This window comes from Paramicrobacterium humi, from assembly GCF_900105715.1.
In the GTDB taxonomy this organism is placed as follows: Bacteria; Actinomycetota; Actinomycetes; order Actinomycetales; family Microbacteriaceae; genus Paramicrobacterium; species Paramicrobacterium humi.
The window spans coordinates 1-16,572 of record NZ_FNRY01000002.1; the positions used below are offsets into that span (position 1 = coordinate 1).

Genomic DNA, 16,572 nt, shown 5'->3' on the forward strand with positions numbered 1-16,572 from the left:
GGGGCTCGCATCGAGTCCGTCCCAGTAGGACTTGTTGCCGAGAGCCGTGACGTGATCGCGCAGCGCCTTGACGTGCGCCTTGAGCAGCGCCACCCGCCGCGCCGCTCCTCGCCGTTCGCCGTCGCCGGGATCGCGCTGGCCTCGAGGTAGGAGTTGAACGGCACCTTGGAGTCGACCGCGATGCTCTTTCCGCCCGGCAAGCGGATGACCATGTCGGGACGTCCGCGCCGGCGTCGGACGTGATGCTCGACTGGACCTCGAAGTCGACGCGCTCGAGCAGCCCGCGGCCTCGACGACGCTGCGCAGCTGCGTCTCTCCCAGACGCCGCGCATCGCGTTGTTGCTGAGCGCGGCAGCAAGGGAGTCCGCTGTCTGCCGCAAGTGCTCTTCGGACTGCGCGGCGGCGCGAAGCTGCTGCGACAGCTCGCCGTGCTGCTGCTGGCGCTGCGCCTCAAGCTCCGCGACCTTCGCCTGCATGTCGTGCAGGCTCTGCCGCACGGGCGCGAGCGCCTGCAGCACGCTGTTCTCGGCACGGTCGCGCTCCGCCCGCTGGTCCCGCTCGCGGCGAAGCTCGGTCACCTGCGCCTGCAGCTGCTCCGCCGTCGCCTCCATGCGGGCGAAGTCGGCGAGGATCTCGGCACGGACAGCCGCCTCCTCGGCGCGCACCGACTGCAGCTCGGACGCGTGGCGCGCGTGCAGCAGCGCGGGAGCGGCATCCGTCGTTCGGGCACGCCGGAGGACACGACGGCGATGCCGGCGATGGCGCCGACTACGACGCCGATGACGAGACCAATGACAAGGGAGAGCGCTGGGTCCATGGGGTCAGTGTCGCAGAGGCCGCCGACATTGGGAGGTGGATGGCTCAGCGCGTCCCGCACATCACCGAGCGCTTCCGTTTAGAATCCGGGCCGGGCACGCCTCCCAGCGTGACGCCGGTACGATAGAGCCTCGTGGCTCTCACTATCGGAATCGTCGGACTGCCAACGTCGGCAAGTCAACTCTCTTCAACGCGCTCACCAAGAACCAGGTGCTCTCGGCGAACTACCCGTTCGCGACGATCGAGCCCAACATCGGCGTGGTGAACCTGCCCGACGAGCGCCTCGACACGCTCGCCGGGCTGTTCAGCAGCGAGCGCATCGTGCCCGCGACCGTGTCGTTCGTCGACATCGCCGGCATCGTGCGCGGCGCGAGCGAGGGCGAGGGCCTGGGCAACAAGTTTCTCGCAAATATCCGCGAGGCCGACGCGATCGCGCAGGTCGTGCGCGGCTTCAGCGACGGCGACGTCGTGCACGTCGAGGGACGGGTCGACCCGAAGTCCGACATGGAGACTATCAACACCGAGCTCATCCTCGCCGACATGGAGACCCTCGAGCGCGCCATCACGCGGTACGAGAAGGAAGTGCGTGGCAAGAAGCTCGATGCGGCCGTGCTCGCCTCCGCCCAGGAGGCTTTGGCCGTGCTGCAGGCGGGAACGCCGCTGTCGGCGGCATCCGTCGATCTCGAACCCATCAAGGAGCTCGGCCTCCTCACGTCGAAGCCGTTCATCTACGTCTTCAACGTCGATGAGGAGATCTTGACGGATGCTGCCAAGAAGCAGCAGCTCGCCGATCTCGTCGCCCCGGCCGAGGCCGTCTTCCTCGACGCGAAGATCGAGTCGGAGCTCATCGACCTCGACCCGAGGACGCCACGGAGCTGCTGCAGTCGACGGGCCAGGAGGAGTCCGGACTCGACCAGCTCGCCCGGGTCGGATTCGACACGCTCGGCCTGCAGACCTACCTGACCGCGGGGCCGAAGGAGGCGCGCGCCTGGACGATCCACAAGGGGTGGAAGGCGCCGCAGGCCGCCGGTGTGATCCACACCGACTTCGAGAAGGGCTTCATCAAGGCCGAGGTCATCTCGTTCGAGGACCTCGTCGAGACGGGCTCCGTGCACGAGGCGCGCGCTCACGGCAAGGCCCGCATGGAGGGCAAGGACTACGTCATGCAGGACGGCGACGTGGTGGAGTTCCGGTTCAACGTGTAGCGCGGGTGCTACGATTGTGGTATGGGCATGAGTGAGCCGCACGTCGAGAGCTTGTCGCAGCGGGAGTTGCGCAACGAATCCGGGCGCGTTCTTCGTCTTGTCAGCGAGGGCAGTCGTTCGTTCTGACCAACCGAGGTGTCGTCGTCGGTCGTATCGTCCCGGTTGACGCGCCCGCCCCCACGTTGCCCATCGTTCGGGCTGCGAAGCGTGTCGGAGGCTGGGCGGCGTTGAGGCCTCAGCCGATTGAGAGTGATCGACCGATGTCTCACATCGTTGACGAGCTTCGAGAGGATCGGGTGTGAGCAGCACTCCACTCGTCTACGTCGACACGTCCGCACTCGGAGCGCTTCTCATCGCACAAGCGGAGACCGAGGCGCTGGCGGAGTGGCTCGACCAGGCGGACGTCAGCCTCGTGTCGAGTGATCTGCTTGAAACGGAGCTGCGTCGGATGGCCGTGCGCGAGGGGCGGGATCAGGTCAAAGTCAGTGCGATCCTCGATGGCGTTTCTCTCGCAGCGCTCGATCGTGCCACCTACCGCTCGGCAGGGTTCCTGCCGATGCCATATCTGCGCACTCTAGACGCACTCCATTTGGAGGCGGCGATGCGCCTTGACGTCGATGCGATCCTCACGTACGACTACCGACTTGCGGAAGCGGCGAGAGCCGCCGGCCTTGATGTCATTGCTCCCGGGCGGGAGCAGGCTAGATGAGTGGTCAAGGGTCGATTTCAGCCGGATGATCGCCTCGGACTCGTCCCATGAAGCGAGGGCTGTCATTGATGACGTGTTGGTCGGCGCAACCAGAGTGGTTGATTCTATGCGAGAGGCAGTGTGCAGGCGCGGATGGATGGGCAGAGTAGCGCCGACCGTCGCGGACCGCGTGCTGGGCGTGTGCGGATGCGAACGCGACTTCACTGTTCGAGGATGCTCGACAACCTGACGACTGGTTTGCCCGTGGACTTCGCGTATGCGATTTCGCGACGAGTGGACTCGCCGATGTACCCTCCAGGATCTACGACGAAGACGGCATCCGCAAGATCGATCTTCTTGATGTGGAGTTCGTCGAGCGCTCGCTTCTGATCGGTTGTGATTGCGTCGCCTCGGTGCTGGAAGACCGCTGGCGCCACGACGATCGCCCCGGCGAGCGTGAGCTTGCGATTGGCATCGGCAATTTCGTCGCAAAACCTCGTGGAACCGCAGATGCAGATGACCTTTGTGGCATCCTCTGTCACCTCACGCAGTTCGTGGGGTACCTCCCAGTCGGCCGCCGTCAGTGCAAGTTCGTCATCAGCTGGCAGCTTGGCCATGACTTGATCAAGCGGGACAACTCGAGACGCTCCGCCTCGCAGGTCGAGTACGTCGAGTTTGCAGTCTTGACGCATCCGCTCGATGTCCCGCACGAGTTCCGCATATGAGTTGCCAAACGGTTTAACCGGTTCCTTCGTGTATGCCGGCTTGCCCTTGTCATCTGGGTAGAGTTCACGGATCTCCCAACTCTGCTCACCGCTGTGATCATGCACATCAAGGCTGACGACATACCTCCAAGTTCCCATATCGTCAGAGTAGCCGGGAGCTCCGACGCAGTCGCGTGCATGCACGCGTGCTGTGCGCGGAGTTTGGTGCAAAGCTCGACGACGCTGTGTTGGCAAACCGCTGGCCCTGACGCAACGTGGGAGAGTGGCGTCCACGGTGGCTGATTGAGTTGGCTTCTGCGCACAGCGATTGCTCGGTGATGAGATCACTGGGCAACCCGTGGAGACTCTCGCGCTGAAGTGACCCGACGAGAAGGTAGCCCGCGCCGCAGCTCGGGTCGGAGCGGTGGGTCGAGAAGTGGTCAACTACGGAATGTGGAGGACTTCCGCTTCATCATCAGACTGCTCGACGCTTCGCCCACAGTCGTCCGTGACAGCCGGTCGAAGCGCGTATCAAGACTTCCGACCTGCTGTCCTGATTGCTATCATTAGTGCTATCATCGGGAGGTGATGCGGATGTCGTCCATCATCGTGCGCGGTCTTGACGACTCGGTCAAGGAACAACTCGTCGCTCAGGCGAAACGCCACGGGCGGTCGATGGAGGCCGAGGTGCGCGACATCCTGACCAAAGCGGCGCAACGTCCGAACATCGGCGTCGCGCTGATGCGAGCGGCGCAGAGTGCCGGGGGCGTAGACGTCCTTCCGATTCCGGAGCGTAGTGACATTGCTCGTGCGGTGGACTTCGAATGATCGTCCTGGACACCAACGTGATCTCCGAGCTCTTCCGCCGGGAGCCCGACGCGCGAGTGGTGTCCTGGCTCGAATCGCTTGAGGATGACGTTGCGATAACGGCCATAACGCTGGCCGAGCTGTTCGCCGGCGTGCGCCGGATGCCGGACGGGCGACGGAAGGCTGACCTGGCAAGGGCCGTGTCCGCGGCGGTCGAGCCGTACCGGGGCGGGCATGCGGTGCTTCCGTTCGACGAAGCGTGTGCCGTTCCGTACGCCGAGATCCTGCTTGAGCGAGAGCGCGCGGGGCTCCCGATCGCGACGGCAGATGCGCAGATCGCGGCTATCTGCCGGACACTTGATGCAGTGTGTGCTACGCGGAACACCAGGGACTTCGCCCACACAGGCGTGGCCGTCGTCGATCCTTGGGCGAGCTGAGGCCTGCGCGGCGAATGCTCGTCGGTCAGCGCTGATTCCTGGCCGTGATGCATGACAGGCTGAGATGTATACGAGACGTATTGAGCGCTCAGGGTGACGCGTGACCGAGACGACGAACGTTAGACGGGCCAGGAAGCTTTTGTTCTCTGGCGCGCTGACGTGCGCCGTCATCCTAGGAAGCGCCGAGGCGATCAACCGAATTCTGGCCTCGCAGCTCGTCGGCGATGTCGATGCAGCGCACACAGCTGTAGTCGTTCTCGGCTTTGCGAATCGGACCCCGGAAATCAACGCAATCAACAAATGGCGGGTACGCTCCGGAATCGCGACAGCGGTACTGTACCAAGCCGATCTTCTGGTCTTCTCCGGCGGCGATCCGGGTGGGTTCTGCGAAGCCGAGATCATGGCGACCTACGCGCAAGAGCTGGGCTATCGAGGCCCCATCGAGACTGAAGCCGCGTCGCAGACGACCGAGGAGAACCTTCAGAACACCGCGCATCTCATGGAATCGGCGGACAGAATTGCCCTGGTGTCCAATCCGTTGCACGCGTATAGAGCCCGGAAACTGCTTGCGCATCTTCGGCCCGATCTCGCCCGCCGGCTTGTCAGAACGCGTGAGGTGCGATCGGGACGATGGAGCATCTTGATCCCGATCGGCACCCTGGTCGAAGCAAGCGTGCTCTTGCGCGAGAGGCTTCATCGTCGGCGCTGATTGCGGTTGGCGATCACCACGCTTACGCTCGGCCTCAGCGAGACTCTTCAACACCATCGCGAGAACGGTGACCTATGGGCACTCTGAGCTATACGGCAACGGTCTCCCTGGATGGGTACGTTGCCGGCGCAACAGGCGACTTCCAATGGTCAGCGCCGGACGCGGAAGTGTTCCAGTTCCACGTTGACCGCATGAGCTCCGTTTCCACGGAGGTGCTGGGCCGAAACACCTACGTGCTGCTGAAGTACTGGGAAACAGAGCCAGACGACGGCTCTTGGGATGCCGCCGAGCACGAGTTCGCGCGGCGATGGCGAGACATCGAGCATGTCGTCGCCTCCTCGACATTGACGCAGGATGAGCTTGCCGGCCGATCCCGATTAGTGGAGCGCCTCGGTCTTGAAGAGCTCCGGGAGATCGTGACGGCAGCGTCGGGTGAGGTCGAGATCTTCGGTCCGACAACGGCGCGAGAGGCGATCTGCAGCGGCATGGTTGACGACTTCCGGTTCTTCGTCGTTCCCATGGCAGTGGGTGCGGGCTTGCGTGCCCTGCCCGACCACGCACATCTGGACTTAGAACTGGTCGAGCATCGCATCTTCGGCAACGGCACGGCCTACCTGCACTACCGGCCCCGCCGGCTCGGTACAGGAGGCCACACGGAAACCCCGCAAGAGGCGTTGGTTTCGAGAGTCCGCAGCAGCCTCGCGGAGGTCCCGACACACCGGGAAGTCTCGATGTTCGGCGGCCGAGCTATCCTCGTAAACGACAAGATGATCGTCAGCGCGCAGAAGGACGGCGGGCTCCTGGTTCGCGTCGCGGCTGAGCGCCACGGCGAGCTCGTTCGCCGCCCTGGAGCGACGCAAGCGGTGATGGGCGCAGGCCGCGAGATGAGTCCCGGATGGATCAACGTCGCTGCGGATTCGATCCGTGAGGACGAGAATCTTGAATTCTGGCTTCACGCCGCTCTGGAGTACAACCGCCGTGTCAGCCGCCCGCGCAGCGGTTAGTTGAGGATCGCAGCGAGGGGCACGAGCGGCACGAGACCCTCCACCTTCGCCCGCAGTCCGTCGTCAACAGTGCAGAGTGCATCGGCCTGGAGGCGCGTGAGGGCGACGAGTTCCGCGTCGAGAACCGAATCCCACGACTGCTCGGCGGCGATGTCCCACGCGACGTCACGCGAGACACGATCGCCGAGCAATCGCATCGTGAATCGGGTGATCCGCTCTTGCATGTCCTTGACATCACTCTCGTCAACCTGTCCGGCGCGAAGCGCGAGAAGAAGGAGTTGAAGCGCCTGCGATCGAACACCCTGGGCTCCAACGACCTGATGGTTTGCGCTTGGGGTCAGCTGGTGCACGACGATGTGAAACAGGGTGGGCGCATCGATCACGATTCGGCTCATGGGGCCTCCCGATGTGGTCTCTTCAGCGTACGCAATGGCGAGGGAGCTGCCCACCTATCGACCCGCCTTCCGAGCTGCGCCATTCAGCGCGCCTGGCCGAGAAGCTGCGGCGTGTAGGCCTTCGCCTGCGCTCTCAGGGCCTCCGCCACCGCGGCGACGGCGGGCAGCCGAAGCGAGTCGGGGCGCAGCACCATCCAGTAGGGCAGTCGTTCGGCGAAGTCGTCGGGCAGAAGCCGCACGAGATCGTCGTGCTGGTCGGCCATGAAGCAGGGCAGGAAGCCGATGCCCGCACCCGCGCGGGCGGCCTCGACGTGCACGAAGACGTTTGTCGAGCTCAGCGAGTCCCGCATTGTCGGAACGAGGCGGCGCGGCGCGTCCAGGTCGTCGACGAGCAGCATGGAGTCGACGAAATACACCAGCGGATGCCGCGTGAGCTGTTCCGCATTGCGTGGTTCGCCGTGCTCGGCGAGATACGGGCGCGAGGCGTACATGCCGAGAAGATAATCGCCGAGGCGGAATGCGCTGGCGCGGTGAACCTGCGGCTCGCCGACGACGACTTCGATGTCGACGCCCGAGCGGTGCTGCAGCGCGCGCCTCGTCACAGTCTCGATCTCGACGCTGATGCCGGGGTGCCGCTTGCGCAGTTGCGTGACCGCCGGTGTGGCGATGTACGCGCTGAACCCGTCGGTTGCCGACATGCGCACCATGCCCGAGAGCTGAGACTGCGGTTCTTCGGCGCCGGTTCCCAGCGTCTGGAGCGCCGTCTCGATCTGCTCCGCCGCGTGCACGGCGCGCCGGCCGAGCTCTGTCAGCTCCCACGCGCCGACGGATCGGGCGAGAACATGCCCGCCGAGATCGCGCTCGAGGCTGTCGATGCGACGCGAGACCGTCGTGTGATTCAGCTGCAGCGCCTCGGCGGCGGTCGTGAAACGACCGGTGCGAGCGACAGCGAGCAGCACGAGCAGGTTGTCGGGGTCAGTCAGGGGCAACGGTGCCATATCTGCAATTATGCACACCGCATCCTCGCAGTTGCCCGTTGATGCACGCTGGCCTGGTCAGGCACACTCGATGCAGCCGTCTCCGCGCACTCGAGCGATGACGGCGGTCAATGGAGACACTGAAGGAGAAAACGCCGATGAGCGTCAATCAACAGCCGAGCGGCGCGACCGCAACCGGGCGAAAGCCGAACAGCTCGAACCAGGGTGACGTGCCGGTCGGGCTCAAGAAAGTCGTCGCGGCCTCGATGGTCGGAACCGTCGTCGAATGGTACGAGTTCTTCCTGTACGCCACGGCCGCTTCGCTCGTGTTCGGCACGTTCTTCTTTCCTGCATCGGACAGCCCTCTCGACGGCATCATCGCCGCATTCGTGACCTACGCGGTGGGCTTCGTCGCGCGCCCCCTCGGCGGAATCGTGTTCGGCCAGATCGGTGACAAGCTCGGCCGCAAGCACACGCTTCAGGCGACGATCATCCTGGTCGGTGTCGCGACATTCCTCATGGGCTGCCTTCCCGGCTTTGCGAGCATCGGCTACTGGGCTCCCGCCCTGCTCGTTGCGCTTCGCTTCCTCCAGGGCTTCGCGGTCGGCGGCGAATGGGGTGGCGCCGTGCTGCTCGTCGCCGAGCACAGCCCGGCGCGCAGCCGGGGATTCTGGGCAAGCTGGCCGCAAGCTGCGGTGCCCGTCGGGAACCTCATCGCGACGCTCGTGCTGTTCGCGATGTCCTGGCTGCTTCCCGACGACCAATTCCTCGGCTGGGGCTGGCGCGTGGCGTTCTGGCTCTCCGCTCTGATCGTGATCATCGGGTACTACATCCGCACGCGCGTCTCGGAGTCGCCGATCTTCCTCGAGGCCAAGGCCGAGCAGGAGCGCACGAAGGCCGCGGGAGTGGGCGTCGGTGCCGTTGTCCGCCGCTACCCCGGAAAGCTGCTGCAGGCGATGGGTCTGCGATTCGCCGAGAACATCGTCTACTACATCATCGTGAGCTTCTCGATCGTGTACCTCTCGACGGTCGTGAAGTTCGACACGAGTGAGCTTCTCTTCGCTCTCCTGATCGCGCATGTCGTGCACTTCATCGTGATTCCTCAAGTGGGCCGCCTCACCGACGCGCTCGGCCGCAAGCCGGTCTACCTCGCGGGCGCCATTCTCAGCGCCACCTGGGCGCTGTTCGCGTTCCCGATGTTCGACTCCGCCAACCCCGTGCTCATCGTGGTCGCGATCACGATCGGGCTCTGCTTCCACGCGCTCATGTACGCAGGTCAGCCCGCGGTGATGGGCGAGATGTTCCCCACGCGCATGAGGTACTCCGGCGTCTCGCTCGGCTACCAGGTCACGTCGATCGTCGCCGGATCGCTCGCGCCGATCATCGCGGTCACCCTGCTGAAGGACTTCGGCTCGTGGGTTCCCGTCGCCGTGTACGTCGGGATCGCCTGCGTCATCACGGCGATCACGGTGCTGACGCTGCGCGAGACCTCGGGCGTCGCTCTCGAGGACGTCGATGCGGAGGACGCCGCTCGCGTCTAGAACCTTCGGTGCGGGGCCATTCGCCGGTCGGCGAGTGGCCCCGTTGCCGCTACGCTCGCTCGAACATCAGATCGGTCAATTGATCCGGTTCGACCCAGGCGAAGGCAAAATCGCGGTCATAGGGTTCGAGCCCCCATTTCGTCGCAAACGCATAAATCGCTGCCGGCGACATGTGATCGAGAGTCTGCACGCCCAGGCGGCCTTCCGCGTTCTCCCCGAGGATCTGGACCTTGGCGTTGCCCAGCCGAGCTGTCGCGTGCGCGTTGTGCACGTCCGACACTTCAGCCGCGTCGACGGTTTTGTAGAAGCGATCCGGAGTGCGGGCGAACCGATTGGGGTAGACGAGGTGCTCCCAGTCGGCGCCCGGGCTCTCGCCGCCGTCCTGGACAACAGTGAGCGTGCCGTCCTCCGGCGCGTGAGACCACAGCTCCCACTCCTGACCCCGCCACGTCCCGTAGCTGCCCGTCAGCTCCCTGCCGTCGCTCATCCACACACCTGCACGCTACGGCATCCGCCCGCTCCGGAATAAATAGTCAATCTATGCTTGTTGCCTGCTCATGAGCGATGGAGGAGTATGGCGACACAGAGCGAGATGGAAGCGAACAGAGGCACGACACGTGAGCGCCCGGACCCGGCCCGGTGGCGCATTCTCGCCGTGCTGCTCGTCGTCATCTTCATGTCGCTCATCAGCGTCAGCATCGTCAACGTGGCTCTTCCCTCGATCCAGAGCGGACTCGACGCGAGCCAATCCGACATCCAGTGGGTGCTCTCGGGTTATGCGCTGACGTTCGGCATCGTGCTCGTCGCAGCCGGCCGCGCCGGCGACGTGATGGGGCGCGGAGGCATCTTCGTCGTCGGCGTCATCGTCTTCACCCTGTCATCGATCGCCGCAGGCCTCGCCCCGACGCCGGACCTGCTCAACGTCGCGCGATTCATCCAGGGCATCGGCTCGGGTCTCGTGAATCCGCAGGGCGTGGGCATGATCCAGCAGTACTTTCGCGGCGCCGAACGCGGCAAGGCGTTCGGCTACTTCGGCAGCGCGGTCGGCGTGTCCGTCGCCATCGGTCCCGTTCTCGGCGGCCTCCTCATCAATCTTGGCGGTCCCGACCTCGGCTGGCGGCTCACGTTCCTCGTCAACGTTCCCGTCGGCATCGTCGCCGTCATCCTCGCGCTGCTCTGGTTCCCCCGCCCGCTGATCAGACGCGCAAAGACGACGGATGCCGCGGCCGCGGCTCCGGCCGGACGCAGCCGCTCCATGGATCTCGTCGGCGCGATGCTGCTCGGGCTCGCCGTGCTCTCGCTGCTCTTCCCGTTCGTGGAATCGGCCGCGTCCGCGCTCATCTGGCTGCTCTTCCCGCTCGGCATCCTGCTCGTCGTCGCGTGGGTGCTGTGGGAGCGCCGTTACGCGCGGCGCGGCCGCAGCCCCATGGTCGACCTGAAGATCTTCTCGACGCGCAGCTTCGCGAACGGCACAGTCATCGTCGGCCTGTACTTCCTCGGCATGACGAGCGTGTGGGTGCTCGTCGCGCTCTACATGCAGGACGGTCTCGGGCTCTCCGCGCTCCAGGCCGGGATGGTTGGCGTCCCCTCCGCGATCCTGTCCGCCCTGTCCGCCCACTGGGCCGGAAGCCGCGTGATGCGCTACGGGCGCAAGATCGTGATCGGCGGCCTGTTCATCGGCCTGTTCGGGCTTGCCGCGAGCATCGCCGTCGTTCTGCTGACCGAGGCGGGGTTCATCAGCGAATGGTGGCTGCTGCTGTCGCTGTCGTTCATCGGCATCGCGCAAGGTTCGGTCATCAGCCCCAACCAGACGCTCACGTTGGCCGAAGTGCCGCTCGACTACGCCGGAAGCTCGGGAGCGATCATGCAGACCGGACAGCGCATCGGCACGTCGATCGGCATCGCCGTGATCACCGCCGCCGCGTTCGCGATCCTCGCGATCTCGTCATGGCCCGTGGCGTTCGCCGTCGGATTCGGATTGATCGGCCTCGTCGTTCTGAGTGCCCTCGGGGTGGCGTTTAAGGATCAGCGCGACCGGGTGCGGGCCGTCGCGGCGTCCTGACCGCGCGCCGGTTCTCGACCCGGACGCACCTTTTCTAGTCTCACTGCCGTTCAAAGTGACATCATTGGAAGCATCAGAAGATGTCGCTTGTGATGCGGAGGCGGATGAGATGCGTACGACGGTGACGCTTGACGACGAGTTGCTTGCGCGCGCGAGCAAGCTGACCGGCATTACAGAAAGATCTGCTCTCTTGCGAAATGGCCTGCTGACCTTGATTCGCGTAGAGAGCGCGAGGCGGCTCGCCGCCCTGGGCAGATCCGATCCATCGGCGACGGCAGCATCACGCCGGCGGGGGAAGGTGGTGTGATTCTTGTAGACACATCTGTCTGGATCGATCATCTTCATCGTTCGGAGTCGCGATTGGTCTCCTTTCTCGAGCACGACGAAGTAGCTTCGCATCCATACGTCATCGAAGAATTGGCGCTTGGATCGATGCGACAGCGAGAAGTCGTACTCGAACTGCTCGAGCAGTTGGTGATGCTCCCCGTCGTGAGTCACACGGAGTTGATGGTGATGGTCGAACGTCAGCAGCTCTGGTCTCGAGGGCTCAGCGCCGTGGATGCTCATCTGCTCGCCAGTGTCACGATCGTGCCCGGTACGTCGCTCTGGACGCGAGACACTCGCCTGGCCCGTGAGTGCCGCGACTCCGGTGTCGACGTCATACGCGAGTGATAGCGGTCCCGCACCGTCAGCTCACGGGTGGAAGAAGCGGCCCGCCGCGGCATCCTCAGGCGCCTGCTCCTTGAGCTTGTAGTGCTGTTTCTTGCCCGTCGCGGTGTAGGGAAGCTCGTCGACGAACGTATAGCGGCGCGGACGCTTGTAGTCGGCTACCGCGACACTCGAGTGCACGAACTCGTCGAGTTCTCTCGCGGCTGCGGCGTCGTCCTGCAGCCGACCGTCTTTGCGCCGCACGTAGGCGACGACGAGCTCGCCCCACTTCTCGTCGGGGAGCCCGACGACGATCGAGTCGGCGACGCCGTCGTGGCTTGCGAGCACTTCTTCGACTTGCACAGGATGCACGTTCTCGCCGCCCGAGATGATCATGTCGTCCTTGCGCCCGACGATCGTGACGATCTCGTTCTCGTCCCACGTGGCGAGGTCGCCCGGGTACACCCAGCCGTCGCGGAACTTCTCCGCCTGCTCGGTCGGGTTGCCCAGATAGGCGTAGCCGCTCTTCGTGGAGCGCATGATGACCTCCCCGATCTCCTGCCCGTCCTTCTTCGCGTGCTCGTCCGGCGGGGAGATGCGGTCCTTGTGCACCTTGACCACGGCGACATCATCGTCGAGGCAGGCGCGGCCGGCCGCGCCTGCGGCGTCCGGCAGGTCATCGGGTCGCAGGTAGGTGTTCCAGAACGCCTCCGTCGTGCCGTAGCCGTTCGCGATGCGCGGCGTCAGCACTCGCTGGTAGCGCAGAGCCGCGGCGCGGTCGAGCGGAGCGCCCATCGTCACGATGCCGTGCAGTGATGACAGCTCGCGGGGCTGAGCCTCTTGCGCGTCCGCGAGCTGGCCGAGGTTCGTGGGAGCTCCGATGACGTATGTGAGCTTGTACTCCTGCACACGATCGAGAACGACCCCCGCATCGAACTGGGGGAGCGTGACGACTTCGGCTCCGACGAAGAAGGCCGTGTTCGGACCCGCGCAGTAGTTGCCCCCGCGATGGAACCACGGCGACATGTTCATGGTCTTGTCGTTCGGCCCGAGCGGCAGGTGCATCGTCACGTCGTGCGCCGTGAGCACCTCGTTGAGGCTCGCGAGAGGCACGGCCTTCGGCATCCCGGTCGTGCCCGACGTGTACAGGCGCGACGTCTCATCCCACGTGCTCGCATCGTCCGGGGCGCGGAAGGACGCAGCATCCGAGGAGAAAAGGTCCTCGAATCGCACGGCGCCGTCGAGCAGCTCACCGCCGACGGCGGCGAGGATCCGTGGGCTGTGCGACGAGAGCTCGAGAGCCTTGGACACGTTCACAGCGTCATCGCCGTCGTAGACGAACACGGTGGGCTTCGCGCGATCGAGGATGTAGGCCGTCTCGGCGGGAGCGAGACGGAAGTTCATCGGCGAGCTCACGGCACGCAGCCCCTGAGCAGCGATATACAGGAACGCGAACTCCGGCGTGTTCTTGAGCTGGTAGCAGATGATGTCACCCGTGCCGACCTGCCGGGAGCGCAGGCCTTCGACGAGACGCCCCGTCGTCTGCCCGAGCTCCGCGTACGTCCAGCGGCGTCCCGACGGCGGATCGCTCAGCGCCGGTCGACTCGCGAACCGGTGGGTGTTGCGTTCGAACGACGCGGCCCACGTGAATCGGCTCTCGAAGACCCGCTTGAGCTCGCTCGGGTCGTACTCGGAGTTGCCGGTGTGTGTCATGACGATTCCTCTCATGCGCGTAGCGAGGCGCCGCAACCGCGTCGTTTTTTCGTATCTCTCAGAGTGGCCTCCCAGCGGGCTCGAAGCAACCACCCTGAACGCGGGGCGTCGGCGGAGGCGAGCGCACGGTGCGCGCTGATAGCGTCGGGCAATGCGCGAACCCGTTCCCTTCCGACCGGTCGACGACGACTTCCCCGGCTGGCCGATGCCCGCCTCCGTGCCCGCGGGCGTGCGGCTCGAACTCAGCAGGGCAAAGCTGCTCGACCACGCCGAGGCGCGGTTCGACGAGTGGATGGCGATGCTGCACACGCGCTACGACGAGTGCGTGGCCACGCTGCCGCGCGAGAAGATGGCGTTCGAATCGACGTTCCTCAACCAGGAGGCCGACGGCTCGTGGTGGATGTACCACGTGCAGGTGCTCGGCGCCGACTCGCCTGGACTGGACCTGCGCAACCCGGTCGACGCCGCCCATCAGGACTTCGCCCGGGCGACGAAGCATCGCGGCTGGGAAGAGCTGCGGCCGGCGTTGTTCCTCGCCGACCCGCGGGTGCGCGCGGCCGTCATCGAGGCCGCCGCGGGGGAGAGCGGTGAGTGCTGGCCCGAGGATGAGAGAACGGATGCCGCCGGGCCGCACATCGCGCCCCTGCCGTGGCCGCTTCGCGAGCGGGCCGTGCAGCTGTGGCACGACTGCGGGCTCACCCGGCCGTGGAACGATCCGCTCGCCGACCTCGACCGGGCGCTGCGGGGTGAGACGTCGGCCGTGCTGGCCGCCGTCGAAAGAGACGAACTTCTCGGCACCGTCATGGTCGGCCACGACGGGCACCGCGGCTGGATCTACTACCTCGCCGTCTCGCCGCACAGGCGGCGTCAGGGCGTTGGCGGGATGCTCCTGGAGGCGGCCGAGCGCTGGCTCCGCGAACGCGGCGTGCCCAAGGTCATGCTCATGGTGCGCGAGAGCAATCCCGACGTGCTCGAGTTCTACCGTTCGCGCGGATACGACGATCAGGGCACGCAGGTTCTCGGCAAATTCTTCGACGCGTCGCTGCAGGATCGGCGTCGCTCAGGGTGAGGTCAGGGCCGGAATCCGGCGGTGACGGGCGCTGTCTGCTCAAGCGCGCGAATGAGGGAGGCTGCGTCGAAGGGTCCGACGTGACGGTGCCCGTTCACGAAGAACGTGGGCACGGCCGTGATTTCCATCGCCTCCGCGTCGAGGGCGTCGTCGCGCACCCGCGCCGCGACGTCGGCTGAGTTCAGATCGGCTTCGAACTGCTCGACATCCAGCCCGAGGTCTCGTGCTCGCCGCAGGATGTCGGTCGGTAACTGGTGCTCCTGGTCGGCGAAGAGGCTGTGCTCGTACTCGAAGAACTTTCCCTGCAGCGCTGCCGCCTCGGCGGCTTCGGCGGCAGCCTGGGCGTTGGGGTGGTAGCGCGTGAGTGGTGCGTGCCGCCACACGTACCTCACGCGGTCGCCGAGCTCGCGCCGCACCTCCTCGACGGCTCCGGTCGCCTTGAGGCAGAATCCGCACTGGAAGTCGCCGTACTCCACGAGGGTGAACGGTGCGTCGTCCGCTCCGAAGACGTGGTCCCTCTCGGGGTCGACGGGCCGAACGAGGACGCGGCCGATCTCCGTCATGGGGTGCACGAGATCGGTGACGCGGAAGACCACTGTGGCGATGGCGAAGGCGATGACGGATGCTGCGAGAACGCCCACTCGCGCGATGTTCTGGGTCTCGGCATCCGGTATGGCGAGGTCGACGAGGAAGAGCGAGATCGTGAAGCCGATGCCGCACAGAACACCGCCGCCGGCGACGCGGTCGAGCCCGAGACCGGGCCCAAGGGTGCCGATGCGGAACACGCCCGTCAGCCAGGACGCGCCGAACACACCGAGGAACTTCCCGACGACGAGTCCGACCACGATGCCCCACAGAACGGGTGAGTGCCACGCATCCGCGACGACGCTGGCGTCGAGGCGCACGCCCGCGTTCGCGAGCGCGAAGAGGGGCAGGACGATATACGCGACGAGTGGCGCGTAAGCCGTCTGGAGCCGCTCATTGATGGAGATCGACTCGCGCAGGCTGTTCGCGGCAGCCCTCGCGTACTCGGAGTTCGGCGACTGTCGGAAGGTGCGCGCGAGGTCAAGGGCGTGCTCGACGTCGCGGCGATTCGGACGGTATACGGGCACGAGAAGTGCGATCGCGACGCCCGCAAGCGTGGGATGCACTCCCGAGGCCAGGAAACAGAGCCAGACGAGTATCGCGAGGACGGCGTAAGCGGGGCCTCTGCCGCTGCGCAGGTAGCGGACGAAGAAGATCCCGCAGAGCCCGGCTCCTGCGAGCACGAGCGGGAGCGCGGCGAGGTTCTGGGTGTACACGAGCGCGATGATGCACAGCGCGCCGATGTCGTCGACGACCGCGAGAGCGAGGAGGAAGACCCGCAGCCGACCGGGCGCTCTCGGCCCGATGAGCGCGAGCGCTCCCACGAGGAACGCCGTGTCGGTCGAGATCACGACGCCCCACGCTCCTTCGCTCCCCGTACCTGACGTGATGAGAACGTACAGTGCGGCCGGGACAGCGAGTCCCGCGATCGCCGCGATCACGGGGACAAGCGCGCGGGACCAACGCGTGAGCTCGCCGATCGCGAATTCCCGACGCACCTCAAGGCCCACGGTGAAGAAGAAGATCGCCATGACCGCGTCGTTGACGAAGCCATGCAGGGTGAAATCGAGACGCAGATCCTCGACTCCGATGACGATTCTCGTTCCCCAGACGAGGTCGTACGCCGCCGGGGCGATATTCACCCACACGATGGCTGCGACAGTCGCGATCAGCAGGAGAAGGGCGCCGATGCGGGTGCGTCCCATCCCCTGC

17 protein-coding genes and 1 pseudogene are annotated in these 16,572 nt (G+C 65.6%); 11 read left to right on the forward strand and 7 right to left on the reverse strand.

The window, feature by feature from the left end; genetic code table 11:
• A partial coding sequence (rmuC, locus tag BLV49_RS15120) for a DNA recombination protein RmuC (protein WP_143034073.1) occupies positions 1-665 on the reverse strand: 665 nt, incomplete at its 3' end.
• Positions 666-949: 284 nt separating this feature from the next.
• On the opposite strand from rmuC, the pseudogene ychF reads away from it, so the two are divergent.
• Positions 950-2,021 (forward strand): annotated as a pseudogene (gene ychF / locus BLV49_RS15125) (redox-regulated ATPase YchF).
• Between the two features lie 298 nt (positions 2,022-2,319).
• A complete protein-coding gene (locus BLV49_RS15135) occupies positions 2,320-2,730 on the forward strand; it encodes a type II toxin-antitoxin system VapC family toxin (RefSeq protein ID WP_091178658.1) in 411 nt (136 codons plus the stop codon).
• A 200-nt stretch (positions 2,731-2,930) separates the two neighbouring features.
• Here BLV49_RS15135 and BLV49_RS17385 read toward each other — a convergent pair whose 3' ends face one another.
• A complete protein-coding gene (locus BLV49_RS17385) occupies positions 2,931-3,572 on the reverse strand; it encodes a TIR domain-containing protein (RefSeq protein WP_342706607.1) in 642 nt (213 codons plus the stop codon).
• 435 nt (positions 3,573-4,007) lie between these two features.
• On the opposite strand from BLV49_RS17385, the gene BLV49_RS15145 reads away from it, so the two are divergent.
• The 4 genes from BLV49_RS15145 to BLV49_RS17270 all read left to right on the forward strand — a co-directional run bounded on the left by BLV49_RS15145 (position 4,008) and on the right by BLV49_RS17270 (position 6,370).
• Positions 4,008-4,241, forward strand: a complete 234-nt coding sequence (locus BLV49_RS15145; RefSeq protein ID WP_091178643.1) for a FitA-like ribbon-helix-helix domain-containing protein — start codon at positions 4,008-4,010, stop codon at positions 4,239-4,241.
• On the forward strand, positions 4,238-4,657 hold the full coding sequence (locus BLV49_RS15150) for a type II toxin-antitoxin system VapC family toxin (protein WP_091178656.1): 420 nt from the start codon (positions 4,238-4,240) through the stop codon (positions 4,655-4,657). The genes BLV49_RS15145 and BLV49_RS15150 overlap by 4 nt, the downstream gene beginning before the upstream one ends.
• A 100-nt stretch (positions 4,658-4,757) precedes the next feature.
• Positions 4,758-5,366 (forward strand): YdcF family protein, encoded by a 609-nt coding sequence (locus tag BLV49_RS15155; RefSeq protein WP_091178655.1) that lies wholly within the window; start codon positions 4,758-4,760, stop codon positions 5,364-5,366.
• 74 nt (positions 5,367-5,440) lie between these two features.
• On the forward strand, positions 5,441-6,370 hold the full coding sequence (locus BLV49_RS17270) for a dihydrofolate reductase family protein (protein WP_245723470.1): 930 nt from the start codon (positions 5,441-5,443) through the stop codon (positions 6,368-6,370).
• Here BLV49_RS17270 and BLV49_RS15170 read toward each other — a convergent pair.
• Entirely contained in the window at positions 6,367-6,765 is a 399-nt protein-coding gene (locus tag BLV49_RS15170; RefSeq protein ID WP_091178647.1) for a hypothetical protein, read from the reverse strand. The genes BLV49_RS17270 and BLV49_RS15170 overlap by 4 nt on opposite strands.
• A gap of 83 nt (positions 6,766-6,848) precedes the next feature.
• Positions 6,849-7,763, reverse strand: a complete 915-nt coding sequence (locus BLV49_RS15175; protein WP_091178652.1) for a LysR family transcriptional regulator — start codon at positions 7,761-7,763, stop codon at positions 6,849-6,851.
• A 137-nt stretch (positions 7,764-7,900) separates the two neighbouring features.
• Between BLV49_RS15175 and BLV49_RS15180 the strand changes: the two genes are divergently transcribed.
• On the forward strand, positions 7,901-9,283 hold the full coding sequence (locus tag BLV49_RS15180) for an MFS transporter (RefSeq protein WP_091187437.1): 1,383 nt from the start codon (positions 7,901-7,903) through the stop codon (positions 9,281-9,283).
• A 49-nt stretch (positions 9,284-9,332) separates the two neighbouring features.
• Here the strand turns inward: BLV49_RS15180 and BLV49_RS15185 are convergent, their stop codons facing one another.
• Positions 9,333-9,770: a hypothetical protein gene (locus tag BLV49_RS15185; protein WP_091187439.1), complete on the reverse strand. Its 438-nt coding sequence runs from the start codon at positions 9,768-9,770 to the stop codon at positions 9,333-9,335.
• Positions 9,771-9,857: 87 nt separating this feature from the next.
• On the opposite strand from BLV49_RS15185, the gene BLV49_RS15190 reads away from it, so the two are divergent.
• From BLV49_RS15190 to BLV49_RS15200, 3 genes are all read left to right on the forward strand, one after another.
• Positions 9,858-11,345, forward strand: a complete 1,488-nt coding sequence (locus tag BLV49_RS15190; protein WP_245723726.1) for an MFS transporter — start codon at positions 9,858-9,860, stop codon at positions 11,343-11,345.
• Between the two features lie 64 nt (positions 11,346-11,409).
• Entirely contained in the window at positions 11,410-11,652 is a 243-nt protein-coding gene (locus BLV49_RS15195; RefSeq protein WP_245723727.1) for a type II toxin-antitoxin system VapB family antitoxin, read from the forward strand.
• Positions 11,649-12,017, forward strand: a complete 369-nt coding sequence (locus BLV49_RS15200) for a type II toxin-antitoxin system VapC family toxin (RefSeq protein ID WP_091187444.1) — start codon at positions 11,649-11,651, stop codon at positions 12,015-12,017. The genes BLV49_RS15195 and BLV49_RS15200 overlap by 4 nt, the downstream gene beginning before the upstream one ends.
• A 21-nt stretch (positions 12,018-12,038) precedes the next feature.
• On the opposite strand, the gene BLV49_RS15205 is transcribed toward BLV49_RS15200, so the two are convergent.
• Positions 12,039-13,706: a class I adenylate-forming enzyme family protein gene (locus BLV49_RS15205; RefSeq protein WP_218132672.1), complete on the reverse strand. Its 1,668-nt coding sequence runs from the start codon at positions 13,704-13,706 to the stop codon at positions 12,039-12,041.
• 151 nt (positions 13,707-13,857) lie between these two features.
• Between BLV49_RS15205 and BLV49_RS15210 the strand changes: the two genes are divergently transcribed.
• Entirely contained in the window at positions 13,858-14,775 is a 918-nt protein-coding gene (locus tag BLV49_RS15210) for a GNAT family acetyltransferase (protein WP_245723728.1), read from the forward strand.
• Between the two features lie 2 nt (positions 14,776-14,777).
• Here the strand turns inward: BLV49_RS15210 and nhaA are convergent, their stop codons facing one another.
• Positions 14,778-16,565 carry a Na+/H+ antiporter NhaA gene (gene nhaA / locus BLV49_RS15215; protein ID WP_245723729.1) on the reverse strand — a complete coding sequence of 596 codons (1,788 nt, stop codon included), beginning with the start codon at positions 16,563-16,565 and terminating at the stop codon, positions 14,778-14,780.
• Between the last annotated feature and the right edge of the window lie 7 nt (positions 16,566-16,572).

Coding starts and splice junctions, on each gene's coding strand:
- BLV49_RS17385 (WP_342706607.1), bottom strand. CDS start 3,572: ATGGGAACTTGGAGGTATGTCGTCAGCCTTGATGTGCATGATCACAGC.
- BLV49_RS15145 (WP_091178643.1), top strand. CDS start 4,008: ATGTCGTCCATCATCGTGCGCGGTCTTGACGACTCGGTCAAGGAACAA.
- BLV49_RS15150 (WP_091178656.1), top strand. CDS start 4,238: ATGATCGTCCTGGACACCAACGTGATCTCCGAGCTCTTCCGCCGGGAG.
- BLV49_RS17270 (WP_245723470.1), top strand. CDS start 5,441: ATGGGCACTCTGAGCTATACGGCAACGGTCTCCCTGGATGGGTACGTT.
- BLV49_RS15170 (WP_091178647.1), bottom strand. CDS start 6,765: ATGAGCCGAATCGTGATCGATGCGCCCACCCTGTTTCACATCGTCGTG.
- BLV49_RS15175 (WP_091178652.1), bottom strand. CDS start 7,763: ATGGCACCGTTGCCCCTGACTGACCCCGACAACCTGCTCGTGCTGCTC.
- BLV49_RS15180 (WP_091187437.1), top strand. CDS start 7,901: ATGAGCGTCAATCAACAGCCGAGCGGCGCGACCGCAACCGGGCGAAAG.
- BLV49_RS15185 (WP_091187439.1), bottom strand. CDS start 9,770: ATGAGCGACGGCAGGGAGCTGACGGGCAGCTACGGGACGTGGCGGGGT.
- BLV49_RS15190 (WP_245723726.1), top strand. CDS start 9,858: ATGGCGACACAGAGCGAGATGGAAGCGAACAGAGGCACGACACGTGAG.
- BLV49_RS15205 (WP_218132672.1), bottom strand. CDS start 13,706: ATGACACACACCGGCAACTCCGAGTACGACCCGAGCGAGCTCAAGCGG.
- BLV49_RS15210 (WP_245723728.1), top strand. CDS start 13,858: ATGCGCGAACCCGTTCCCTTCCGACCGGTCGACGACGACTTCCCCGGC.
- nhaA (WP_245723729.1), bottom strand. CDS start 16,565: ATGGGACGCACCCGCATCGGCGCCCTTCTCCTGCTGATCGCGACTGTC.